This window comes from Pseudoleptotrichia sp. (genome assembly GCF_057270515.1).
Window position 1 is genome coordinate 19,647 of the sequence record NZ_DBHIXS010000004.1, and the last position, 24,260, is coordinate 43,906.

At 31.4% G+C, this 24,260-nt stretch carries 20 protein-coding genes and 1 tRNA gene; 18 read left to right on the forward strand and 3 right to left on the reverse strand.

Annotated elements, in window-relative coordinates; all coding sequences use genetic code 11:
- The first annotated feature begins 104 nt into the window (after positions 1-104).
- The 6 genes from ACO5J6_RS04255 (at position 105) to ACO5J6_RS04280 (ending at position 9,115) form a co-directional block, all read left to right on the forward strand.
- Positions 105-179 (forward strand) — tRNA-Gln (locus ACO5J6_RS04255).
- Between the two features lie 316 nt (positions 180-495).
- Positions 496-2,304: an acyltransferase family protein gene (locus ACO5J6_RS04260; protein WP_485642274.1), complete on the forward strand. Its 1,809-nt coding sequence runs from the start codon at positions 496-498 to the stop codon at positions 2,302-2,304.
- A 90-nt stretch (positions 2,305-2,394) separates the two neighbouring features.
- Positions 2,395-3,762, forward strand: a complete 1,368-nt coding sequence (locus ACO5J6_RS04265; RefSeq protein ID WP_485642275.1) for a glucose-6-phosphate isomerase — start codon at positions 2,395-2,397, stop codon at positions 3,760-3,762.
- 131 nt (positions 3,763-3,893) lie between these two features.
- On the forward strand, positions 3,894-4,472 hold the full coding sequence (locus tag ACO5J6_RS04270) for a hypothetical protein (protein WP_485642276.1): 579 nt from the start codon (positions 3,894-3,896) through the stop codon (positions 4,470-4,472).
- 150 nt (positions 4,473-4,622) lie between these two features.
- Positions 4,623-5,996, forward strand: coding sequence for an aminopeptidase (locus ACO5J6_RS04275; RefSeq protein WP_485642277.1), 1,374 nt, complete (start codon positions 4,623-4,625; stop codon positions 5,994-5,996).
- Positions 5,997-6,082: 86 nt separating this feature from the next.
- Positions 6,083-9,115, forward strand: coding sequence for an alpha-amylase family glycosyl hydrolase (locus ACO5J6_RS04280; protein ID WP_485642278.1), 3,033 nt, complete (start codon positions 6,083-6,085; stop codon positions 9,113-9,115).
- Positions 9,116-9,319: 204 nt separating this feature from the next.
- Here the strand turns inward: ACO5J6_RS04280 and ACO5J6_RS04285 are convergent, their stop codons facing one another.
- The 3 genes from ACO5J6_RS04285 to ACO5J6_RS04295 all read right to left on the reverse strand — a co-directional run bounded on the left by ACO5J6_RS04285 (position 9,320) and on the right by ACO5J6_RS04295 (position 12,125).
- Positions 9,320-9,562: a putative Se/S carrier protein gene (locus ACO5J6_RS04285; RefSeq protein ID WP_485642279.1), complete on the reverse strand. Its 243-nt coding sequence runs from the start codon at positions 9,560-9,562 to the stop codon at positions 9,320-9,322.
- Positions 9,562-10,665, reverse strand: coding sequence for a YedE family putative selenium transporter (gene yedE, locus ACO5J6_RS04290; RefSeq protein ID WP_485642280.1), 1,104 nt, complete (start codon positions 10,663-10,665; stop codon positions 9,562-9,564). Before yedE ends, ACO5J6_RS04285 begins: the two co-directional genes overlap by 1 nt.
- 302 nt (positions 10,666-10,967) lie before the next feature.
- Complete coding sequence (locus ACO5J6_RS04295; protein ID WP_485642281.1) at positions 10,968-12,125, reverse strand: aminotransferase class V-fold PLP-dependent enzyme; 1,158 nt, start codon at positions 12,123-12,125, stop codon at positions 10,968-10,970.
- 178 nt (positions 12,126-12,303) lie between these two features.
- On the opposite strand from ACO5J6_RS04295, the gene ACO5J6_RS04300 reads away from it, so the two are divergent.
- The 12 genes from ACO5J6_RS04300 (at position 12,304) to ACO5J6_RS04355 (ending at position 24,199) form a co-directional block, all read left to right on the forward strand.
- Positions 12,304-14,358 carry a BglG family transcription antiterminator gene (locus tag ACO5J6_RS04300; protein WP_485642282.1) on the forward strand — a complete coding sequence of 685 codons (2,055 nt, stop codon included), beginning with the start codon at positions 12,304-12,306 and terminating at the stop codon, positions 14,356-14,358.
- Between the two features lie 216 nt (positions 14,359-14,574).
- Entirely contained in the window at positions 14,575-15,009 is a 435-nt protein-coding gene (locus ACO5J6_RS04305) for a PTS sugar transporter subunit IIA (RefSeq protein WP_485642284.1), read from the forward strand.
- 37 nt (positions 15,010-15,046) lie between these two features.
- Entirely contained in the window at positions 15,047-15,358 is a 312-nt protein-coding gene (locus ACO5J6_RS04310; protein ID WP_485642286.1) for a PTS fructose transporter subunit IIB, read from the forward strand.
- Between the two features lie 119 nt (positions 15,359-15,477).
- Positions 15,478-16,662, forward strand: a complete 1,185-nt coding sequence (locus ACO5J6_RS04315) for a PTS fructose transporter subunit IIC (RefSeq protein ID WP_485642288.1) — start codon at positions 15,478-15,480, stop codon at positions 16,660-16,662.
- Positions 16,652-19,372, forward strand: coding sequence for a glycoside hydrolase family 38 N-terminal domain-containing protein (locus ACO5J6_RS04320; protein ID WP_485642290.1), 2,721 nt, complete (start codon positions 16,652-16,654; stop codon positions 19,370-19,372). The genes ACO5J6_RS04315 and ACO5J6_RS04320 overlap by 11 nt, the downstream gene beginning before the upstream one ends.
- A gap of 424 nt (positions 19,373-19,796) precedes the next feature.
- Entirely contained in the window at positions 19,797-20,516 is a 720-nt protein-coding gene (locus tag ACO5J6_RS04325; RefSeq protein ID WP_485642292.1) for a hypothetical protein, read from the forward strand.
- Between the two features lie 23 nt (positions 20,517-20,539).
- A complete protein-coding gene (locus tag ACO5J6_RS04330; RefSeq protein WP_485642294.1) occupies positions 20,540-20,959 on the forward strand; it encodes a hypothetical protein in 420 nt (139 codons plus the stop codon).
- A gap of 194 nt (positions 20,960-21,153) precedes the next feature.
- Entirely contained in the window at positions 21,154-21,522 is a 369-nt protein-coding gene (locus ACO5J6_RS04335) for a hypothetical protein (protein WP_485642296.1), read from the forward strand.
- Positions 21,523-21,566: 44 nt separating this feature from the next.
- Positions 21,567-22,094 carry a hypothetical protein gene (locus ACO5J6_RS04340; protein WP_485642298.1) on the forward strand — a complete coding sequence of 176 codons (528 nt, stop codon included), beginning with the start codon at positions 21,567-21,569 and terminating at the stop codon, positions 22,092-22,094.
- 325 nt (positions 22,095-22,419) lie between these two features.
- Complete coding sequence (locus tag ACO5J6_RS04345) at positions 22,420-22,902, forward strand: hypothetical protein (protein WP_485642300.1); 483 nt, start codon at positions 22,420-22,422, stop codon at positions 22,900-22,902.
- Between the two features lie 53 nt (positions 22,903-22,955).
- Positions 22,956-23,567, forward strand: a complete 612-nt coding sequence (locus ACO5J6_RS04350) for a hypothetical protein (RefSeq protein ID WP_485642301.1) — start codon at positions 22,956-22,958, stop codon at positions 23,565-23,567.
- Between the two features lie 92 nt (positions 23,568-23,659).
- Positions 23,660-24,199, forward strand: coding sequence for a hypothetical protein (locus ACO5J6_RS04355; RefSeq protein ID WP_485642303.1), 540 nt, complete (start codon positions 23,660-23,662; stop codon positions 24,197-24,199).
- Positions 24,200-24,260: the final 61 nt, after the last annotated feature.

Below are 24,260 nucleotides of genomic sequence, written 5' to 3' on the forward strand. Positions count from 1 at the left end.
TTTCGAAAAATAGTCAAATGCAAAAAATATAAGAAAAAGGGTTGACAATTAGAGAAAATTTATATATAATATTTCTTGTCCTGATAAAAATACAGGATTGAGATTGGGCTGTCGCCAAGCGGTAAGGCACTGGACTTTGACTCCAGCATGCAATGGTTCGAATCCATTCAGCCCAGCCACTTTAAAATAAAATATATTATATAAACTGTCGGTTTCGGCAGTTTTTTTATAATTTTTGTTTTTATTGTAATGTTTTTTATGCTTTATAATATTATAAAATAATATTATAAAAAAGAGAAAGTGTTGTAATTTGGGCGTTCTTTTGTTATAATCTAAAACATACTAAATGTTTTAATTAAAAAGAAAGTTATTTTAAAAGTAATTTTGCTATGATTTGAAATATATTAGAAATAACAGGCAAAAGGAATTATAAAAAATCTGATTACAGGCAGTTTTAGACCTAATAATTATGATGTCGTATAAGGAGCAGGAACAATGGAAAAAAGCAGAAGAATAGCGGGTATAGATATTTTGAGAGCAGTGGCTCTTATTATGATATGTTTTTATCACTGGTTTTTATATAAAGGAATGTATGTCGGAGTAATTGTATTTTTTGCTCTGAGCGGTTATTTGTTTACAAGTTCCTTATTATCAAGGGATTTTTCATGTTTTGATATAGTAAGAAAAAGAATATCCAGAATTTACCCGGCTCTTTTAACTGTGATACTGGTTTCCACAGTGGTTTTGCTAATAATGAACGGAGGATTGGAAACAAAATATAAAAACAGTGCATTTTTTTCGATAATAGGATTGAACAATATTTATCAGATAATATCAGGAATATCCTATTTTGACAGTTATAATATAGTTTTACCTCTAACACATATATGGGCGCTGTCTTTTCAAATCCAGATGTATATTCTTTTTCCGTTTATCCTGAAAGGATTGAAAAGACTGAAACTCGGGAATTTACAGATAAGTTTCATATTTTTTGGAGTCAGCATTTTATCAGCTTTATGTATGGCTTATAAATATTTTAAAGGAGCCGACATCTCAAGGATATATTACGGAACGGACACGAGGGTCTTTACCTTTTTTATAGGTGCTGCTATTGCTATGATTTACAGTCAGAGGGAAATAAAGAATGACAGGGAAAAATTGAGGATACTCCAGTTAGGGATTGGAGGAATAGTCCTTTTAATAATATTTTCTCTGACAATAGATTACAGAAACGGGATTAATTATTATGGATTGCTCTATTTAATGAGTGTCCTCATAACATTTTCAGCAGTGCTGTGTACAAAATTAAAATTGAGAAATATAAAAATTCCGATGTTCAGCTTTTTTTCAAAAATTTTGGCGATATTGGGAAGGCACGAGTATCATTATTATTTATGGCAGTATCCTCTAATGATATTTATGAGGGAAATTTTTAAATGGTCAAAGATAGGGTACTTTTATCAGCTTTTACTGGAAATACTGCTTCTTATATTAATTGCGGAAATAAGCTATTATATTTTTGAAAAGAAAAGATTTGAAATTTCGGGTTATCTTGTATCAGGAACTATTATCGCACTTTTATTTTTATCTCCCGTGTATAAAAATAAAGACTTGGAAGAAATGAAAGCCGTCCAGTCGGATATAGAAAATGGAAAAATCATCGGAGAGAATAAAGACGGTAAGGACAACACGGAAAGAGACAGTCAGGAACAAAAAGACAAAGAGAAAAAAGCGGAAAATAATGAAGAAAAAATAGAAAATAAAAATCAGAATGAAAATCAGGAACAAACTGAAAATAACTCTGAAAAAAACGGAAAAATAGGAAATATTGACGAAAGAAACATACTGTTTATAGGAGATTCGGTTTTGGAAATGACAAAACCTGAACTTTATAAAAAGTATCCCAATGCAATAATTGACGTAAAAGTCGGCAGACAGTTTTCAGAACTGGCAGGATTGTTGACGGAATATAAAAACACAGGAAAATTAGGGAAAACAGTAGTAATCGCTCTGGGAACAAATGGACCTATCTCTCCCGAAGATGCGGAAAAAGTAATGAACATACTGAAAGGAAGTGATGTGTACTTTATAAATTCCGTAGTAGCAAGACCATGGGAAAAAAGAGTAAATAGGGAAATAAGAAATATAGAGAAAAATTATAATAATGTGAAGATTATTGACTGGTATTCCTACGCTAAAGGAAAAAGAGAATATTTTTATAAAGACGGAGTACACCCTAAACCATTAGCGACAGAAAAATATGCAAATCTTGTGTATTCTGTTTTAAGTAAGGGAGCAAAATAATAAATATTTGAAAAACGTGTTTTTTTCTGATATACTGAAATTGTAAAATTTTAAAAATAAAGATATTTATATGAATGGAGTTATGATAATATGAAAAATAATGAAAAATTAAATTTTAGCTATCAGTTTGCAAAAAACTTTTTTAACGAAGATGAGCTGGTTCAGATTAAACCTTATGCAGAACTGGCAAATGAAGTTCTGACAAAGAAAACGGGAGCGGGAAATGACTTTTTAGGTTGGATTTCACTACCTCAGGAGTACGACAGGGAAGAATTTGAAAGAATAAAAAAAGCGGCGGAAAAAATAAAAAATGATTCGGAAATTTTAATAGTAATTGGAATAGGGGGCTCTTATTTAGGAGCAAAAGCTGCCATAGAATTTTTATCTCACAGTTTTTACAATAATCTGCCCAAGGAAAAAAGAAAAACTCCTGAAATATATTTTGCAGGAACAAATATGAGCAGCACTTATTTGAAACATCTCATAGAGCTTGTAGGAAACAGGGATTTTTCAGTAAATGTAATTTCCAAATCGGGAACTACTACAGAACCTGCGATAGCATTCAGAGTATTTAAAAAAATGTTGGAAGATAAATATGGAAAAGAGGAAGCGGGAAAAAGAATTTACGCTACTACTGATAAAGTAAAAGGAGCATTGAAAACATTGTCAGATACGGAGGGGTATGAAACATTTACAGTACCTGACAATGTAGGAGGAAGATTTTCAGTGCTGACAGCAGTAGGGCTGCTTCCCATAGCTGCGGCAGGCATAAATATAGACGAACTTATGGCAGGAGCAAGGGATGCGATGAATGACTATTCAGGAAATTCTTTTGAAGAAAATCAGACTTTACAGTATGCAGCCATAAGAAATATCTTACATAGAAAAGGTAAGGATATGGAAATCCTTGTAAATTATGAGCCAAGATTGCATTATTTTTCCGAATGGTGGAAACAGCTGTTCGGAGAGTCGGAAGGAAAAGACGGAAAAGGACTTTATCCGTCATCGGTGGATTTTTCGGCTGATTTGCATTCTCTTGGTCAATATATTCAGGAAGGAAAAAGAACTATGTTTGAAACAGTGGTTTCAATAGGAAAACCTGAATGTGAATATATAATTGAGAGCGACAGGGATAATCTTGACGGACTTAATTTTATAGCAGGAAAATCGCTGGATTATGTAAATAAAAAGGCTACAGAGGGAGTAATTCTGGCTCATATAGACGGAGGAGTACCTAATCTGACGGTAGATATACCCGAAGTTACGCCATATCATTTGGGATATGCTTTTTACTTTTTTGAAAAGGCGTGCGGAGTGAGCGGATATTTATTAGGTGTAAATCCTTTTGACCAGCCGGGAGTGGAAGCCTACAAAAAAAATATGTTTGCTTTGCTGGGAAAACCGGGATATGAGGAAGAAGGCAAAAAACTCGAAGAAAAGTTAAATAATATGAAGTAAACGGATAAATAACAAAAGACTATTTTAACTGTAAACTGTAAAATGCCCGAATTGATATAAAATCGGTACTGTAATTAAGTTCAGAATAGTTCTTTTGTTTTTTAAATATTTCTGGACTGAAAGGATTTCAAATGGAAAAAGCATTAATTGAGAAAATGAACGGAGATATGAAAGAAATTCAGGTTTTATGGGAAAAAGTCGGAAACAGTGAAGATGATAAAAAAATATTTAATGAAAAAATTGAAAATTGTGCAGCTGTGTACAGGGATTTTGCGATTTTCTTTTCCGAGTACAATATGAGTATAGTTACTCAGGAAGATTTTTCTAAAGTGAGAAATCTGATAAATCAGCTGCATAAGGAAATAAAGAAAGAAAATCCTGATAAAAGTGACATTGAAAAAGTAATAGGAGAATTATGGGAAATCAGAATAACCGGGACGGACAGACTGTCTGAGGAAATAATGAAAAAAGGTAAAGATGATTTCAGAAAACTGGAACAGATAATAAAAGATAAAAACTGGGAAAAGGAAAGGGAATTCATAAAAGAAAGGCGAGACCACTATAATAAAATAAAAATATGGTTTGATGAAAATATTTTAAGGGATTTGGAACTGTATACAGGGATTTTTGATACAATGGTAAATTTTGATATAAGTATGAGACAGATTGAGAAAAATAAAGAGCCTTATATATTTGTATCGGAAGATTAAAATATTAAAGAATTATTTCAAAAATAGGAAATCGTATCAAAGATATAATAAAAAATAATATTTTTCAAATGAATAGATATTACTTTTTACATAATTTTTATTGGCAAGGTAATAAAAATTATAAAATAATAGAGAAAGGTGAGATGTACTATGACCAGAGAAAATTTGTGGAAAAGCTATAATGAAAAAGAGAAAAAACAGATTTTTAAATTTGCCGAAGAATACAAAAATTATCTAAATTCGGCTAAAACTGAAAGGGAATTTGTAACTGTAACTGAAAAGGAGCTTATAAAAAACGGATTTACCGATATAAATAAAAAAAAGACATTGAAAAAAGGTGACAAGGTATATTATAACAACAGAGATAAAAATATCGTAGCGGTAATAATAGGAAAAGATATAAAAAGCGGGATAAATATGATTGTTTCTCATGTGGATTCGCCAAGGCTCGATTTGAAACCTAATCCTATAAAGGAAATAGAAGAATTTGCCCTTTTGAATACTCATTATTACGGCGGAATAAAAAAATACCAGTGGGCAGCCACTCCTTTGGCATTGCACGGTGTGGTATACCTGAAAAATAATAAAAAAGTAACTCTTTCCATAGGGGAAGACGAAGATGACCCTGTATTCAGCATTCCTGATATATTGCCACATCTGGCTTATAAAGTACAGGATGAAAGAAAGTCAAGGGAAGTCATACAGGGAGAAGAGCTGAAACTGTTATTCGGAAATATGCCTGTAAATGATAAAAACGCGAAAGAGCAAACTAAACAGCTCGTACTGAATAAACTGAAAAAAGATTACGGAATAGAATATGATGACTTTTTTGCGGCGGAACTGGAAATAGTTCCCGCTGGGAAATTAAGAGATGTAGGACTTGACAGAAGTATGATAGGAGGATACGGTCAGGATGACAGAATATGTGCGTATACTTCATTAAGAGCTATTTATGAAGTAAAAAATCCTGAAAAGACTGTAATGGTTTATCTGACTGACAAAGAAGAAATAGGAAGCGAAGGTTCTACAAGCCTGAAAGCTACATTGCCCGAACTGATAATAGGGAAAATGCTTTCAATGACTGAAAAAAATTATAACGACCAGATATTGAGAGAAACACTATGGAATTCAAAAGCATTATCATCCGATGTAACAGCCGCAATGAACCCTATATTTAAATCGGTGCATGATGAGGAAAATGTTGCCAGACTGTCCTACGGGCTTGCTTTTGCAAAATATACGGGAAGTAGAGGAAAAGTTTCTGCAAATGACGCCGATGCCGAATATTTACAGGAAATAAGACAAATTTTTGATAAAAATAAAATAAAATATCAGTCAGGAGGCTTCGGTAAAGTTGACGAAGGTGGAGGAGGAACGGTTGCCAAATATTTAGCTCACTACGGTATAAAAACAGTAGATGCAGGGCCTGCACTATTGTCTATGCACTCATTGTTCGAGATTTCCTCTAAAGCTGATTTGTATGAAACTTACAGAGCTTATAAAGTATTCTTTGAATTGAAGTAAGAAATAAAATATACAGGGATATTATTTTTAGAAAGAATAATCTTTGACAGAAATATTATCTGTCAAAAACAAATGGGGAGAAAGAGATGAGTTGTAAAATATTAATATATAAAGACAACAAATTTTATAAGGAAGAAAGTCTGAAAAAAATCAATAATGGAAATTATATATACAAATGGAGCGGTATAGAAGCGGGAAGCTACTTTTTTGAGCTGAAAGATGAAAATGGAGATGTGAGCAGTATTACTTATAGTCATACTGCTCCTTTTGCTACGGATTTTGAAGCGGTAGTCGAAAAAAATACTCCGCCTAAATCCATTACGGGTTTTCAGAAAGGTATTGACATTCTCGTAACTTATATTCCAGACAAAAAATTATTTATATTATCCAAAAAAAAATTTTTCAGAATGAAACTGGATATAGCAGATTTTGGATTGGAAAGACCTGAAACAGTACAAATATCAGGAAATTTCAATAACTGGAATGCTGAAGAAGAACCTGTTCATCATCTTTCGGGAACGATATATGAAATAGTTCTTGCAATTCCTGAAGGGGTATATGAGTACAAATATCTGATTGACAATAAATGGTACCCTGAAAATGAAAATAAGAAACTGATAATCGGTGAAAATGGGGCATTATTCCATAAAGGAGATTTGGGAACGGGAAAATTTGTATATGAAGCGATTGATAAAAATACGGATTTAAAAGCTATTGTCCACAATCATAAAAGTCTTAAATATTTCAACAAGATGTCCGACAGAGATTATGAATTTACTCTGAGAACTCAGTCAGATGATGTGGAAAGGGCTTATATAAGCATTGTTCTGCATGAAGAAGATAATTATGAGATGATATACGAGCTTGAAAGATTTAAAGACAGTACAAACGGATTTGACTATTTTAAGAGAATAATCGACTTTGGAAGAAAAGTGGATAAGATATCTTATTTCTTTGTCCTTGAGGACGGAGGAGTAAAAGCCTATTTTAATGGAGAACTGAGTTATAAAAAGCCTAAAAGAATGACTGTAATGACATCGCAGGATGACATAGAAATATTCAGTATCCCCGAATGGTCAAAAGAAGCAGTATGGTACAATATTTTTCCTGACAGATTTTATAATGGAAATCATTATAATGACCCTATTTACAATGAGTTTGGTCCTGAAGCCTATAAAATCAACGAACTCCATGAAAATGAATTTGTAGAAAAATATAAATGGAATAAAAATAATAATCTGCTCGGGAAATTTGACAGAAACAGGTGGACATCGGATTTCAGTAAACAGGTTACTTGGGAAAAGTTAGGAGAACAGGGAATAAACTACAGCTTGAAATATGCAAGAATGTATGGCGGAGACTTGGAGGGAATAAAAAGAAAAATCCCTTATATGAAAGAGTTGGGAATTAATGCTGTATGGCTAAATCCCGTATTTTTCTCATATCAGAACCATAAATACGGAGCCAATGATTTCAGGCATATTTCGCCTGATTTGGGAACAATCAGAACAAGCGGAAATAAATATAATATTGATATAAGCAAAAATAATAAATACGGGAATAAGTCCTATATTGATGTTTTAGGAAAAGATGCCGTGAACAACAGTGAGCTGAAATTACTCGAGGTAAATCTCAAAGGTGAAAATAAAGGAAGAAACGGATACGGAGAGACTGCCGACCCTGAAACATGGGTATGGACCGAATCAGATTTGATAATGGTCGATTTGATAAAAGAATTTCATAAAAATGGAATAAGAGTAATATTTGACGGGGTATTCAATCATAGCAGTGATAGACACTGGACATTCAATATGGTACTCGCGGAGGGTGAAAATTCCCAATATAAAGACTGGTATAAATTCAATGATTTCAGCCAGTATGTACCCATTACTGATGATATGAATGATGAACAGGCTTATGAAACTATGATAGGAAATAAAAGCAGAATAAGATACAACGCGTGGGCGGGATTTCATTCTCTTCCTGAGTTTAACACATTTAATCAGGAGTACAAGGATTATATATTTAACATAACAAGAAAATGGATGTACGGGCCTGACGGAGAAACGAAAGAAAACTGGCAGGAAGATGACGGGATAGACGGCTGGAGGCTGGATGTTCCGAACTGTCTTGAAAATCAGAATTTCTGGCTGGAATGGAGAGAAGTCGTAAAGGCGGCTAAACCTGATTCCTATATTACCGCCGAACTGTGGGGAAATGCTTCCGGAGATATAAACGGAGGGAATAAATTTGACGCAGTAATGAATTATGAATGGCTAAAAACGGTTATAGGATTTTTTGTAAATCAGAGTAAAGAAGGCGGAGAAAAATATAAGCTCAAGGCGACCGACTTTTTCAATGAATTAAGGGAAAAAAGAACGTGGTATCCTTTTCAGGCGTTACAGGCGTCGCAAAACTTAAACGGTTCCCATGATACTGACAGGCTTTATTCAAGGATAGTAAATGACGGGCTTGGGAGAAATCTCGAAGAAGGGAAACAGCTGGAAAAAGGATATAACGGAATAAGACCCGATCTCGCTTCAAATTATCATCCGAATACTACTTTGAACTGGAGGGATATGGAAATCAAACCTAAGGATATATTGAAACTCATATCCATATTTCAGATGACATATATAGGGGCACCTATGCTGTTTTACGGAGATGAAGTAGGAATGTGGGGAGCCACTGACCCTTATTGCAGAAAACCTATGCTTTGGGAAGAATTTATGTATGATAATGAAAAAAATCCGTCGTATATCAATCAAGGTGAAGAATACACTCAAAAATTGGATAATGATTTATATCAATGGTATAAAAAGCTGATAAAAATCAGACGGGAAAACAGAGTTCTCGTATACGGTAAATTTAAAGAGCTTGTTGCTGATAATGAAAATGAAGTTATCATATATGAAAGGGCTAATGAGGGGCGTTCTATAATCACGGCTATCAATAATTCTTTTAATGACTGCGAAAATATAGAAATTCAGACTGACTATCCCAATGAAAAATATATGGATTTAATAAAAGGAAATATTATAAAAACCAGTTCCATAGGAAAAATGAAAATAGACCTCAAAGCTAAGCAGGGAATGATATTAAAACGTTGGATTAGCTGAGGATCTATGTCTTAAGTCAAGTCTTTGAATCAATCTTTTAACTGTTAAGGCTTTGTAATGTAATAGACTGTTATCTGTTACAAACAAAGCCTTAATAACTAATTTTACTAATAAAAATATTGTATATTTTTAAAAATCAAAATACGTTATTTTTATTGGTCTTATATAAATAGTAAAATATATAAAATCTATAATTTAGTAATTTTATTTATAAATTTCATAGATTTTGTTAATATCAGCTTTTTCATGACTGATAATTTCCATAATCTGTTCTTTCAGTTCTATATCTGAACACCAGACTGTCCCGCAACCTGATGAAATTTCTCTCGGAACGGGAATTAGACGCCCTTCAATATTTTTTTTCTTAAGAATTTTTTCAAGATTTATTGCGTCGGACATACTTTCAAAAGTTATAATTAATTTTAACTTTTTTTCTTTCATTTTCATTATTCAGTTTCCTTTTTATTGTTTTTACATCCTGCAATTCCTACTCCTAATAAGAATATGATGCATAAGATTACGGCTATTTTACCGTTTATGTCAGGACCTCCTGCAACTGCCGGAGCTGTTGCTGTAGCTTTTGCAGTTGCTGCCGCTGCAAGTTTGAAATTATGAGCAATTCCTGCTCCTACAAACATTCCTATAACTGTAATTACTGAATCTGAAGAACCCTGACCTGCAAGTATAAGCTGTCTTAAAGGACATCCGCCCATTAATATCCCTGCCAGTCCTACAACGTACAGTCCTAATATGTTCCATATAGCATAAGGATGAGCAATCGGTCCATATGCTGCAAATTTAAAGTTTCCTGTGAAAACATTGTAAATCAGAACTGTTATGAACATAGCGAAAATAGGAGTTATCAGTTCAAAGTTTTTCAGAAGTATAATGTTTCTGATACTTCCCGTAAAACACATTCTTGATTTTTGGGCTACCATTCCTACAATCAGTCCGCCTATAAGAGAAACAATCAGAGGAGCATGCATACTTCCCGGTCCTTTCTGGCTTACTGCAAATAATCCTGTAGTAACAGCACTTAATACTAATAAAATAATCAGAGCAACGGGGAATATATAGCCGTTTTCCTGCTTGATTTCAACTTTTTTTTCAAGTTTATAACCTTTTTTCAGGAAAAGTATACCTGTCAGTATTCCTGCAAAAAAGCCTATAAATCCGATATATGCACTTATATCTCCGGCAGCGAAACGTAACATCATTCTTATAGGACAGCCAAGAAATACTAAAGCACCTATCATTATCGCTATTCCTGAAAAAAATCTGATTACAGGGGAAGAACCGCCCGTAACTTTAAACTCCTTTGTGAAAAGGGAAAGCAGAAAAGAACCGAATACGATACCGACTATTTCAGGTCTGAAATACTGAACTACCGCAGCAGTATGAAACTTCATAGCTCCAGCCATATCTCTAATAAAACATGCTGCACATATCGCCATATTTTTCGGATTTCCCGATAATGCCAGCCATACAATTGCCAATCCTCCTAAAATACCCAGTAGGAACAACCCTTTTTTTGAATTAATAAACTCCATGATTACCACTCCTTGTATATTTATTTTTATGTTGATTTTTTATATTTAATATATTGATATAAAATTCACAAATTTAAAAATATAATATATAATATCTTATCTTAGTACTGTCATCTTATATATTCGTCTTATATTATTGGATATAACTTATTGCTTTTTCATTATTGTATTATTTTTGTAGTATTTTCATCATGTAGTTATCATAATATTTATTTGCTTTTATATGTATTGGAAAATATTGGATATATAATAAATGATATTATTTCACGCACATATATCGGAAAGCATATATTGGGATATATTTAGACATATATGGCGGAAATTTTTTTAATTGCATTTACGGCATTTTCTATATCTTTTTCACTGTTAAAATATGAGAAACTGAACCTCACGGCTCCCTGTTCTTGGGTTCCTAAAGCTTTGTGCATAAGGGGAGCACAGTGTCCTCCTGCTCTTGTGATAATGTTGTGTTCTATATTAAGTATATCACATATTTCCGCAGAGTCAATATCCCCTATATTAATCGAAACGATAGGTAACCTGTCAATTCTCTCATTCTTACTGTTAAAAAAAGTTCCGTATATTTTTATATTTTTAATATTTTTTATATTATCATAAAATTTCCACATTAAATCTGTTTCTTTTTTATGGATATTCCCAATGCCTGTCTTATTTATAAAATCTATTGCCGAGTTAAGACCTGCTATTCCGTGTCCGTTCAGCGTTCCGGCTTCAAGTCTTTCGGGCATAAAATCGGGGTGTTTTCTGTCATAAGTGTGAATGCCGCTGCCGCCGACCTTTATCTGCCTGAGATTAATCCCTTTTCTTACATAGAGTCCTCCTGTACCTTGGGGACCCATTAATCCTTTATGTCCTGTAAAACAGAGAATATCAATATTATTTTTTCTGATGTCTACAGGGATTGCACCGGCAGTCTGGGAGGCGTCAACTATAAAAATAAGATTATTATTTTTACAGAATTCGCCTATTTTTTCAATATCGGATATGTTTCCCGTGAGATTTGAGCCGTGCGTACATATAAATGCTTTTGTATTGGGGAGAATATATTTTTTCATATCTGAAATATTCGGTTTTTCTATTTCATCAGGCTTTAAAAAAGTAATTTTCATTCCTTTTTCTTCGAGGAGGTAGAGGGGTCTCAATACGGAATTATGTTCAGCCAGTGTTGTGATTACATGGTCGTTTTCCGTCAATAGACCGTTTATCGCAATGTTTAATGAGTCGGTTGCATTTGCGGTGAATACAATTTGTTTAGGAGTTTCTCCATTGAAAAAATTACATAGTTTTTCCCTTGTTTCATAGATTTTTCTTGATGTGTTCAGAGAAATCCCGTTTACTCCTCTTCCGCTGTTTCCCATAGTTCTCATAGCATCACATACGGCACTTATAACCTCTTCAGGCTTATAATAAGTAGTCGCGGCATTATCCAAATATATCATTTTACACCTCCGAAATATTGTTTTAATTAATTATACAACAGGAAATGGAAATTGTTAACAGAAATTTTCGGATGAAATTAAGAAAAAATATAAGAAAAATTATTTCAATAAAATTTGAAAAATAAAAAATCTTGAAAAAAATGAAAATCGATATATATTATTAGTATAGGGAGAAAAGATGATAAAGAAGAGATATTTTGAGATTATTAATCTGATAATGAATTCAAATGACGGAATTGCAATAAAGGATATTTCGGATTTATACGGTATTACTGAAAGAAGTATTCGATATGATATTGATGAGCTGAATACATTTTTTTATAAAAAAAATGACAGGAATATCATTGAAATCAGTAACAATAAATTAAAAATCCTGTATACCGAAAGAGAAATAAAAGAAATTATTCGAAATATTGATATTAAGGAGTATTTTCTTTCTGAAAATGAAAGAGTGGATATACTGGCTTATGAAATATTTCTTGTTAAAAATGAGTTTATTTTGCAATATTTTACGGAAAAATATAATTTGAGCAAAACGACAATAAGATATTCACTGAAAGAGCTGAACAAAATTATTGATGAATACGGTCTTATGATTGAGATGAATAACAACAGAGGTTATAAAATCATCGGAAGTGAGATAAATATAAGAAAATATATAATCAATATATTGAGACGGTATCTGAAAAATATAAAAAATAAAAATATACAATATGATTATTACAGAAAAATTGTAGAGCGTTTTCTTTCAGAAAAGAAAATGGAATTTTTCAAATCTGTAATCAACAGAATATTGGAAAAGACTGAAAAGACTGTCAGTGATGAAGCATTTGAAACATTGCAGCTGTTTCTCGTTATTTCTCAGATTAGAAATGAGAAAAATTATAAAATAGAAGAAGATACGGAAAATAAGATTTTTCTTTCAGGAACACTGGAATTTAATAAAATAGAAGAAATATTGAAAACTGTCGAAAATATGGAAGAAAGAGATATTTATTATTATGTTGATTTTTTTCTGGGGTCTTATTCATATAACTGGGATTATTCCTATTTTCTGAACTGGGTTCTGATTGAGAGTCTGATAGACCAGTTTATAAGATTGTTAAGTCAGGAATTGAAAATAAATCTTACCGAAGATATGATTTTGAGAAAAGAACTTCTTAATCATATAAAACCTGCAATTTACAGAATGAAAAATAAATTCAGGCTGACGGAGAGTATCCTAAAGGAAGTTAAAGAACTCTATATGGAACTGTTTATCAAGACAAAATCAAGTTTGAAAACAATTTCCGATTTTATAAATATACCTTTTGATGAAGACGAAGCAGCTTTTATCACGGTTATGGTACAAAGGGCGGTAATGAGATATAGTCCGTTGGCTGTATCGAAGAAAGAGCCTGATATACTCATCGTCTGTGGTCTGGGTTATAGCAGCTCAAGATTTCTGTATGAAAATATCAATAACCGATTTCAGGTAAATATAATCGATATTATACCTTTCAATCAGCTGGAAAACTATGATTATCTCAAAAAGGCTGATATTATAATATCCACATTGGATTTTAGTCTGGACGGCATAGACGTGATAACTGTCAATCCTATTATGAGTGAAAAGGATGTCTTGAAACTGAAAAATTATGGACTTTCGGAAAAGAAAACAAAAATAAGACTTTCGGAATTATTGAAATTTATAAAGAGCATTTCTGATGAGGAAAAATTGAAAGAACAACTGATGACAAGTTTCGGAGAAAATATTTATGATGATACGGAACAGGCTGTAAACAGAGAAAAAAGTTTTGAAAATCTGCTTTCTAAAGAAAGTATCAGATTGAACATAAATGTGAATAATCTGAATGAGCTTATAGAATTTACAGGTCAGACAATGATAAGTGCAGGTTTAGTAAAGGAGGATTATACAGAAGAACTGAAAAATCAGATTAAGCAATACGGAAAATATATTCTAATCGGAGAAAAGACTATTCTGCCTCATGGTCAGCTTTTAAAAAATGTGAAAAAAACGGGATTTTCTTTGATAACATTGAAGAAAGGAATTGATTTTCTGGGCAGTGAAGTAAAAATAGTAATATGTCTTGCTTCGCGAAATAAAGATGAACATTTGCAAGCTGTTCTTGAGTTAAACGGATATATGAAAAAACCTGATTTTGAAAGTGAACTGCTAAGTAAAAAGACAGCGGAAGAAATGATAAATTATTTGAAATCTTTAAGAATATAGTATATTTGAGCATAGAAAAAGGAATTGCAACTTTGAAGTAGAAAGCAACTCACTTTGAGAATATAATATATTTGGACATAGAAAAAGGCTAATTCAAAAAATGATTGGAAGATTTGAAAGAGAGATATTGAATTATTTGAAATTGTGAAAAATACAAATTATTAAAAATATAGATTATTGAAAACATAGAATTATTCAAAATATGGGAGATAAAAAATGAAAAGTTTTATTAATGAAAATAATATTATTCTAAATCTAAATACGGAAGATAAAAGTTTAATAATTGATAAAATGGTGGATACAATACCTGAAACAAAATTAATTGACAAAAAAAAGTTTATCGGCGACATTATGAAAAGGGAAGAAATGGAAAACACGGTAGTAGGATTTAAGGTGGCTATCCCTCATGGAAAGTCGGAATTTATAAGTATACCTCAAATAGTGTTTGCAAAACTGGAAAAGGAGATTTTCTGGGGAGACCCTGACGAGAAAGTAAAGTATATATTTCTGCTCGGTGTACCTAATGCTTCGGCAAGTGAGCATATAGAAATTTTAATGAAATTGTCAAAAAAAATTCTTGATGAAAAATTCAGGGAAAAACTGGAATTTACAAATGATAAGGAAGAATTGCTGAAAATAATTTTAGAATAAATAAAAAAATAAAACGGAATAAAGGAGAAGTGTTATTATGAAAAAAATTGCAGCAGTTTGTGCCTGCCCAATGGGACTGGCTCATACGTTTATGGCGGCAGATTCTTTGGAAAAGGCGGCAAAGGAACTTGGGATAGAGATTAAGATAGAAACTCAGGGAGCGGACGGTATTCAGAATGAACTTACAAGGAAAGACATAGCGGAAGCGGACGCCATTATTTTAGCCCTTGCTATCACACCTCAGGGAATGGAACGTTTTGAAGGCTACGACCCTTATGAGATTACTTTAAAGGAAGCTATCAGGGAAGGAAAGGAAATCCTTGAAGAAATAATTGAAGAACTGGGATAATTTAACTGAAATAATATAAAAATAAAGATAATAATAATTATAAAACAGAGCGGTAAAGTCGACAACAGGAAAAAGTATATAAAAAAATTAAAAATAGTAAAATATAGGAGGTATTTAAAATGGCTCAATTAAAGAGAAAAAGAAAAAGTAGTTTTTGGCAGGAATTTTATAAACATCTGATGACAGGGATATCCTACATGATACCTGTACTTATAATGGGAGGACTTATCGGGGCATTTTCTCAGGTAATCCCTTATGTTATATTTAAAATCGATCCGAGTATTTCGATATTGGACGCTATAAAATCGGGGCAATATTCGGGAATGAATTTACAGCTGCTGAAACTGGCTTCACTTATGGAAAGTTTCGGATTTACATTGTTCGGCTTTGCTATCCCGATGTTTGCGGCATTTGTGGCAAATTCCATAGGAGGTAAGACTGCACTGGCTGCCGGATTTATAGGAGGATATGTTGCAAATAAACCTGTAGCCACTATAGGATTAGTAGACGGGGTATGGGATAAAGTCAATCCTGTTCCGTCAGGATTTTTAGGAGCATTTATTATTGCATTGATAATAGGATATTTTGTAAAATATTTAAATAAAAGTATCAATCTGCCTAAGAACTGGCTGGCATTCAAGTCCACGTTCCTAATTCCTTTATTGTCATCATTGTTCTGTATGGTTGTAATGGTTTTTGTCATAACTCCTGTCGGAGGTTGGATAAATTTACAAATCAGAGCATTGCTGGAAGCAGCAGGAGCGGCAGGACAATATGTCTATGCTCTCGTACTTTCGGCAACTACGGCATTTGACTTGGGAGGGCCTGTAAACAAAGCCGCAGGATTTGTAGCTTTGGGATTTACAACTGAGAAAGTATTGCCTATTACTGCAAGAACAATAGCTATAGTTACACCGTCAATAGGTCTTGGGCTTTCGACCCTCATTGATAAAAAACTGGTTGGAAGAAGAGTTTACAACAGTGAATTTTATGACGCAGGTAAGACATCAATATTTCTTGCTTTTATGGGGATTTCGGAAGGGGCAATACCTTTTGCACTTGAAAATCCGGGATTTACAATTCCGTTATATGTTGTTTCTTCAGTGATAGGAGCATTTTCGGGAATAGCTCTGGGAGCAGTACAATGGTTCCCTGAATCGGCAGTCTGGGCATGGCCTCTCGTGAAAAATCTTCCTGCATATATGATAGGGATTGCCGTAGGTTCGGTTATAATAGCGGTATGTAATGTTTTATACAGAAATAAATTAATAAAAGACGGAAAGTTGGAAGTAGATGAGTATTAATATGGATAAAAAATATGATTTTCCTGTCATTCCGCATACACATTGGGATAGGGAATGGTATTTTACAACTTCCCGCTCCAAAATATATTCTTTAAATCATTTTAAGGAGATATTTGACATTCTGGAAAAAAACGAGAAATTTGGACATTTTCTGCTGGACGCACAACTATCCATTGTAGACGACTATCTGGAGTTTCACCCTTATGATGAAGAAAGAATAAAAAAACTGGTTACTGACGGGAAACTGATAATAGGACCGTGGTATACACAGACAGACCAAATGGTAATAAGCGGAGAGTCCATTGTAAGAAATCTGTATTATGGAATAGAAAGGGCAAAATATTTCGGGGCGTATATGAAAACGGGATATATGCCCGATTCTTTCGGTCAGTCGGCTCAAATGCCTCAGATACTGAGCGGATTTAATATAAAATATAATACTTTTAAAAGGGGATTGAGTGATAAACATTATCCGAAGAATGAATTTTACTGGGAAGCCCCTGACGGGAGCAGAGTTTTCAATATGTATCTGGACAGATACGGAAATTTTGTCTATTTTACGTCCGAAACAGACAGTCTGAACAGCTTAATAACGAAACTGAAAGAAGAAACTGACAGAAGATCCCTTATAGGAACTTTGACACTGTTTAACGGGGAAGACCAGAGACCTGTCAGAAAAAACCTGCCGGAAATTATAGAAAAACTGAATAAACTTAATCCTGACAGCAGTTTTTACATATCTACCATAGATAAGGTAATGGAAAAAGCTGAAAATAACGGTTTTCATTATGATACCGTAAAAGGAGAAATGACGGCAGGACAGTTCAGCAGGGTACATAAATCCATTTATTCCACACGGGCTGACTTGAAAATAAAAAATAATAAAAATGAAAATCTTATAGTAAATATATCCGAACCCCTAAATTCAATAGCGTATAAATTAGGTTTTGAATATGAAAACAAGGTTTTTGAAAAGGCATGGAAATTAATGGCTGAAAACGCTGCCCATGACAGTATAGGGATGTGTAATTCCGATGAAACAAACAACAGCATTGAATATAGAAATGATACCGTAAAATCTTTAATGGATAATCTGAATGATTTGAAAATGAGGGAAATAGGCTCAAGTATTCCTGAAAAGGATATTTTCCAGTTTCAAGTGTACAATTTTTTACCTTATAAAAGGGACGGTATACTGAAAACTGAAATTTTTACTCCTTTTACGGATATAGAAATCTACGATACGGACGGTAATATTTATGAAAGCAGTGTTCAGAAAAGTGAAAAACTGGAAGAAAGAATAAAAAATAAAATGAAATCCGAAGTGGGATTCAATACTGATGATAATCCCCGTTGGATAAAAGAGAATGTCGAAATATATAGAACTGAACTGCTGATACATCTAAAAGATATACTGCCTTTGGGATACAGGACACTATTTATAAGAAAGAAAGAAAATCCCGATAAAGTATGTAAAGATGAAACGGAAAAAAATGAAATTGAAAATGAAATTTTAAATGTAAAAATTCAGAAAAACGGCTCAATAATTATAAAAAATAAAAAAGAAAATATTGAAAAAAAAGGATTTTTAATTTTTGAAAATTCGGGAGATGACGGAGATACCTATGATTATTCGGAACCATATAATGACAGAATTTTGACAAGTGAAAACTCTGAAATTAAAATATTGAAGTCGGAAAAAAATTCCCTGTTAAATGAAATAAAATATATTGTAAAAATTAGTATTCCTTATGATTTGAAAGCGAGGGAAAAAGGAGAAGATGATATTGAAACGGAATTTATCGTTACTTTATCTCTGGAAAAGGACAGTCCGCTTTTAAAAGTGGATGTGGAAACTGAAAACAAAAGTATAGAACACCGTGTACGTGTATTGTTCAAAACTGAAATAGAAAGTACCGAGTCCATTGTTGACCAGCAGTTCGGTACAATAAGAAGACCTGTCTGTCTGCCTGAAGTCGAAAACTGGCGGGAAAACGGCTGGAATGAAAAACCGAGAACAATAGAACCTATGCAGTCTTTCGTATCTCTTGCAAATAAGTATGAAAATGTGAGTATTATAACGGACTGTGTCAGGGAATATCAGATAACGGGAGAAAAATATGACACTATAGCTCTTACTTTGTTCAGATCGGTACCCAAAATGGGAAAATCCGAACTGAAAGACAGACCCGGAAGAGCTTCGGGAATGGCTGACTGGGAAACTCCTGACGCACAGCTGCTAAAAAAATTGAAATTTAATTTTGCAGTTTTCATTGGAAAAGGAGAATATTCCGCTTCAAAAATTGCCAATATGGCTAAGGAATATCTGACTCCTTTACAGTGTTATCAGGCAGCGGAATTTAAAAATGTGGATATATTCTTTTTGATGAATAAGCCTGAAATTCAGAATACACCTTTTGATTATTCAATACTTTCTTTTGAAAGCCGAGATTGTGTTTTAAGTACAGTTAAGAAAGCAGAAAAGGAAAATTCCCTAATTGTTCGGATTTATAATCCTGATGATAAAAATCCTGTCGATTTTGATATGATCTATAATGGAAATGCCGTCGGTATGTCCATTGTAAAATTTGATGAAGAAACAATAATGGAGAATATTGATTTCAATTTTGCTGAAAATATGGAAAATAAAAAAAGCAGGATAAAAATCAGTGGAGTAAAGACCTGTCAGGTTTTAAGTATCAAAATATAGTAAAACTGCTTTAAAATAGAACCCTAAAATTATAACTATTTTATATTTATATGAAATTTATTTTATGTAAAATATTGAACCCAAGAAGGTTGCCAATGTTCCAATTTTATATTTATGTAAAATCTATGTTGAATTATCAGTTTCATATTATAGGAGTTTTACTATAAAATGAACAGAGATAGGGAGTTTTCTGAAACTTTCTATGAAGCATGGGGAAAAAAGTGTGGAAATATATCCCATGCTTTTAATGTATGGAGATAGAAATATATATTTTGAAAAAAATATAGCATAATAAAAAAATCTGATTTTCTTAAAAATTTTCAGCTAATTTTCAGGTTTATTTGCTAAAATAGATTTATCAAAAAAAGGAGCTGATTATGAAAAGGAAAGAAAGAAAATTATTCGTATTGATACAGCAGGATTAATGATGTGTGCTTTAAATGCTTTTTCCATAAGGATAGTAACTAAAGAATATGCTTGTCCAATAGGGAATGAGAAGTTTACAGCCGGTATCAGTTTACCACAGCAATGTCCGACAAGCAAATTTGTAATATTTAAGGAAAATTTTACAAAAGAAGAATTGCAGAAATATGAAAAAATAATAAGTTCAAAAGAATATAAAGCTATTCCTCAAAATTCTCCTAAAGAGTATTATTTAGGGAGATTTTATGAAATGGCAGGAGGATTTTCAGATAAAGAAATAGGTGAAGCGTATTATAAAGCCTATATTGAACACATTAATAAAAATATTCAGAATAATGATACTTTAAAGGAAAGTTTGACAAAAGGGATAGATTATCTAGAAAAGTCATTATCTTCAGGAAAAAAAGATGATTTTCCATTGAGTTTAGCTTACTTATATATCAGTAATAAGGAATATGATAAGGCAAATGCTCTGATAGAAAAACAGAATAAGAATATTCATTTAGAAAAGATAGTTGATTTCTATTATAATGTCTCAGGTTTGCAGAAGATTGAGCCTGGCTATCGTTATAAATATTATAATGAAAGCAGTATTGATGAAAAAGCAAAGAGAATTTTTAGAGAAAAAGCATTAAGTTATTTGCAAGAAGTAACTAAAAAAATAGTGGACAATATTTGGGACAGGAACTTTATAGACAAGCAAATTTGTATAGTTCCTTAGGAAATAAAAAAGCGGTGGATGAATTGTTTTCTAAGGTATCGTCAGAAAATTGGAATTGGATTGTTTCGTATTATTTAGATGAACCTATAACAATTATTGGCGAAGTTTATGATAAAAATAATTTAGCAACACAAGCTGATTTGAAAAAGGCTCTAAGTTATGCTGACAAATTGGAAAAAATGACTTTTAAAGCATTTAAAGAGAATACTGATGAAAAAATGAAATATGTTAAAAGAAATAGCTATCTTAGATCTGCGTTTTTGAAAGCTGAAACTGAACGTCGTTTGGGAAAATTTGAAGAAGCATTAAAAACTTTGAGCAAAATAGATGTAGCAGATATAAAAGATACTGCTTTTAACAATGATTTGGAAAAACTTAAAAAACTGATAGGAAAAAGAGACAGTAGTGTAAAACAATATATTCCAGGTCGAGTTATTTATTAGTTTAAATAAAAAAATATTTAAGAAATTAATACTAAATCTTATTTAAATAATGAATTTATTAAAAACTTTTTCAACAAGAGATAAAAACCCGATATTTTCAAATAATTAAATATAATTTCTATTTTTTAAATGAGAGAATAGTATCAAATAAAAAATATTTAAAAAATTAAAAATTAAAGGAGAGATGAGTTTTTATGAAAAAATTTCTTAATAAAAAAATAGGAGTTTTTATTCTTTCTCTGTTGTGTGGTGTTCTTTTAAGTGCTGCACCTGTAAAAAGTGAAGATGAAGCTATAAAGGTTGTAAAAAAATCTATAATTAAACATAACCTTGGCGGCAAATCAGGAACAAAGTGTATGAAATTTTATATTGATGAAACTGAGGAAGATTTTCAAGTTGATGTACGTAGTAATAATGAAAAATGTGGGGGAGATCCCGGTGTTGAACCTCGTATGTTCAGTTACACCGTAAATAAGAAAAACGGCAAACTCAAAACAGACAGTTTTGAATATGCAAAGAAGAAAGGAATTGACTGGGAAGGGGATTATCTGCCTATAGATTAATGGTATAAACAAAAATATTTATAAAATAAAAAGGAGAAAAAACAATGAAAAAATTACTTTTAACAGGATTGCTTGTATTAAGCACAATGACATTTGCGGCGAAAATTACTACAACAGGAAAAAGCTGGGAAAAAATTGAAAAAGAAAATAAAGTTCCCGGACAGGAAAGCAGCATAATGGATTTTAACTGGTTGGATAAAAATAATGACACATATAATTTTCAAATAACAAAATTGGATTTTAAGAAAAATAATGACTTTTACTTAAAGGTATTTTATGAAAATAAACCTGAAAATGGATTGCCATTAGTATCAGATTTTAATGATGCAGTAAATTTGGACGGATACACTCTTAAAGAGAATTTTGACGAGAATTCAGAAATTTTTGCTTCATATTATAAAATAAGAAAAACTGCTGTAAAAGGAATTTATTATATAGACAACTATATTGATCAAAACGGGAAAAAACATCCTAAATTGTACTTTGGGTTTGATGAAAAATCTAAAAAGGTTGTAATTACTGATAAAAATGGTAATATAAAGAATGTATTGGAATATTATCCGGCAGGTTAATTATAAAAATCAATAGTTAATATTATTCTCCATTAAAAAAACGGAAATTATATTTTAATTATTTGGAAATATCAGATTTTTATTCCTTATTTAAAAAATTTTAATAAATTCGTTATTCAAATGGGGTTTAGTGTAAAATAAAAAAATAAATGAAGTAAGTGATAGAGAATGTAAAAAAAAGTAGGAATAATATATTTTAGATGATAAAAAATAATATTTAAGCAGAGCAAAAATAATATTAAAACTTGTAAAACAAAAAGGAAAATAGTTAATTGATGAATTAAAATTAAAATAAAATCTTAAATAAAATAAAGGAGAAATAACTATGAAAAAAATCTTATTGTTTTTAATGATACTGTTGTCAGTAACAGTATTTGGGGAAAAAGTTACAAATAAAATTAATTTTGAAATTTCACCAAAAGAATTGAGAAATATTGTGAAAAGTGAGCCGTTATCAAATTCACATGATGATGGAAGTTATGCTGTTTATTATTATGCAAATGTAGAGGATCCGTTAGGTATAAAAAGACAATTTAACAGTTTTGCCTTTTCTGAAAATAAATTGTATTCGACAATTTTTGATTCGGCTACAACAGATGAGGAGCATGCAAAAATAATTGAAACTTATAAAAAAAATATAAGCAAGATTTCTAAAGAAAAAATGAATATAAAAGAACGTAAAGGAGCTTTATTATTATATAATTCAAAAAAAATAATTGAAATATATAAAGTGATGGATCATACATTTATAAATATCGCTCTTTATAATGCTGGAAAATTAAATAGTATTTTGAAAAATTATGAATAAATATTTGAAAATTATTCAAAAATAACAGGAATAAATGAAAGTAAGGGATAAAAATGTTGAAAAAAGTAGGAATAATTATATTGATTGTGGCAAGTTTAGGAATTGCAGCTACAACAGATAAATCAAAATCAGTTAAATTTCATAAAACGTTTAAAGAAAGCAATCAGGCAAATATAAAATTAAGCAGCGAAGATAAAGAAATAATAAATATAGCAATAGACTTTGTAAATGAATATATACAATTAAAAAACCCTGATGAGTTTGATAAATGGTTTGCAAAAGCTCCAATTACAGAAAAATTTAGAAAGGAATATTTTAGAAAAGAAAAATATATAGATTTAAAGGAAAAAGAATTGTATGCAGTAACAAGTGAATCACCTAAAGAAAAATTAACTCCTGCTGAAAAGAAATTTTTAAAAGAAAATAACGATATATATTCCTATTATCAATACGATCCTTTATTGGGATTAGGAATAGAAGATTTAGCACAGGAAAGTGAATTTTTATTGAAAGAATATGATCCCAAATCTAAAACAGTTTATTTAAAAGATAAGTATGAGGAAGAATTTGTTATTGATGGTAGAAAAAATTATCAAGGTGGAACAGAAATAATATTAAAACTTGTAAAACAAAATGGAAAATGGTTAATTGATGAATCAAAATAAAAACTAAATTTTAGATAGTATAATACGAATGTATAATACGATAATTAATTTAAAATTATTGATGAAATTATGAAATAAAAAGGAGAAAAATTATGAAAAAATTACTTTTGACAGGATTACTTGTATTAAGCACAATGACATTTGCAGCAAAAATTACTACAACAGGAAAAAGCTGGGAAAAAATTGAAAAAGAATATAGAGTTCCTGAAGTTAAAGAAGAAAGTATATTGGTTTTTAACTGGTCAGATGAAAACAATGATACATACCATTTTAGAATAATAAAATCAGATTTGAAGAAAAATAATGATTTTTATTTAATGGAATTTTATGAAGATAAAAAGCCTGAAAATGGACTACCATTAGTATCAGACCCTAATAATGCTTCAAATTTGAGTGGATATACACTTAAAGAAAGTTTTTTTGGTGATTCAGGTTCAGAATATTTTGTTTCATATTATAAAATAAGAAAAACTACTGTAAAAGGAATTTATTATATAACAAATTATGTCGATCTAAATGGAAAAAAATATTCTAAATTGTATTTTGGATTTGATGAAAAGCATAAAAAAATTGTAATTACTGATAAAAATGGGAATATAAAAAATATATTGAATTTTCTTGCAATGAATTAATTGCAATAATCAAAATTAAAATAAAAAATATAAAAGAAAGTGAGTAATAAAAATGTTAAAA

Excerpts from the sequence above, each read along its gene's own strand:
- ACO5J6_RS04265 (WP_485642275.1), top strand. The coding sequence starts at position 2,395 with ATGAAAAATAATGAAAAATTAAATTTTAGCTATCAGTTTGCAAAAAAC.
- ACO5J6_RS04345 (WP_485642300.1), top strand. The coding sequence starts at position 22,420 with ATGAAAAAAATCTTATTGTTTTTAATGATACTGTTGTCAGTAACAGTA.
- ACO5J6_RS04335 (WP_485642296.1), top strand. The coding sequence starts at position 21,154 with ATGAAAAAATTTCTTAATAAAAAAATAGGAGTTTTTATTCTTTCTCTG.
- ACO5J6_RS04270 (WP_485642276.1), top strand. The coding sequence starts at position 3,894 with ATGGAAAAAGCATTAATTGAGAAAATGAACGGAGATATGAAAGAAATT.
- ACO5J6_RS04285 (WP_485642279.1), bottom strand. The coding sequence starts at position 9,562 with ATGAAAATGAAAGAAAAAAAGTTAAAATTAATTATAACTTTTGAAAGT.
- ACO5J6_RS04315 (WP_485642288.1), top strand. The coding sequence starts at position 15,478 with ATGGCTCAATTAAAGAGAAAAAGAAAAAGTAGTTTTTGGCAGGAATTT.
- ACO5J6_RS04325 (WP_485642292.1), top strand. The coding sequence starts at position 19,797 with ATGATGTGTGCTTTAAATGCTTTTTCCATAAGGATAGTAACTAAAGAA.
- ACO5J6_RS04350 (WP_485642301.1), top strand. The coding sequence starts at position 22,956 with ATGTTGAAAAAAGTAGGAATAATTATATTGATTGTGGCAAGTTTAGGA.
- yedE (WP_485642280.1), bottom strand. The coding sequence starts at position 10,665 with ATGGAGTTTATTAATTCAAAAAAAGGGTTGTTCCTACTGGGTATTTTA.
- ACO5J6_RS04355 (WP_485642303.1), top strand. The coding sequence starts at position 23,660 with ATGAAAAAATTACTTTTGACAGGATTACTTGTATTAAGCACAATGACA.
- ACO5J6_RS04300 (WP_485642282.1), top strand. The coding sequence starts at position 12,304 with ATGATAAAGAAGAGATATTTTGAGATTATTAATCTGATAATGAATTCA.
- ACO5J6_RS04340 (WP_485642298.1), top strand. The coding sequence starts at position 21,567 with ATGAAAAAATTACTTTTAACAGGATTGCTTGTATTAAGCACAATGACA.
- ACO5J6_RS04260 (WP_485642274.1), top strand. The coding sequence starts at position 496 with ATGGAAAAAAGCAGAAGAATAGCGGGTATAGATATTTTGAGAGCAGTG.
- ACO5J6_RS04280 (WP_485642278.1), top strand. The coding sequence starts at position 6,083 with ATGAGTTGTAAAATATTAATATATAAAGACAACAAATTTTATAAGGAA.
- ACO5J6_RS04310 (WP_485642286.1), top strand. The coding sequence starts at position 15,047 with ATGAAAAAAATTGCAGCAGTTTGTGCCTGCCCAATGGGACTGGCTCAT.
- ACO5J6_RS04295 (WP_485642281.1), bottom strand. The coding sequence starts at position 12,125 with ATGATATATTTGGATAATGCCGCGACTACTTATTATAAGCCTGAAGAG.
- ACO5J6_RS04320 (WP_485642290.1), top strand. The coding sequence starts at position 16,652 with ATGAGTATTAATATGGATAAAAAATATGATTTTCCTGTCATTCCGCAT.
- ACO5J6_RS04305 (WP_485642284.1), top strand. The coding sequence starts at position 14,575 with ATGAAAAGTTTTATTAATGAAAATAATATTATTCTAAATCTAAATACG.
- ACO5J6_RS04275 (WP_485642277.1), top strand. The coding sequence starts at position 4,623 with ATGACCAGAGAAAATTTGTGGAAAAGCTATAATGAAAAAGAGAAAAAA.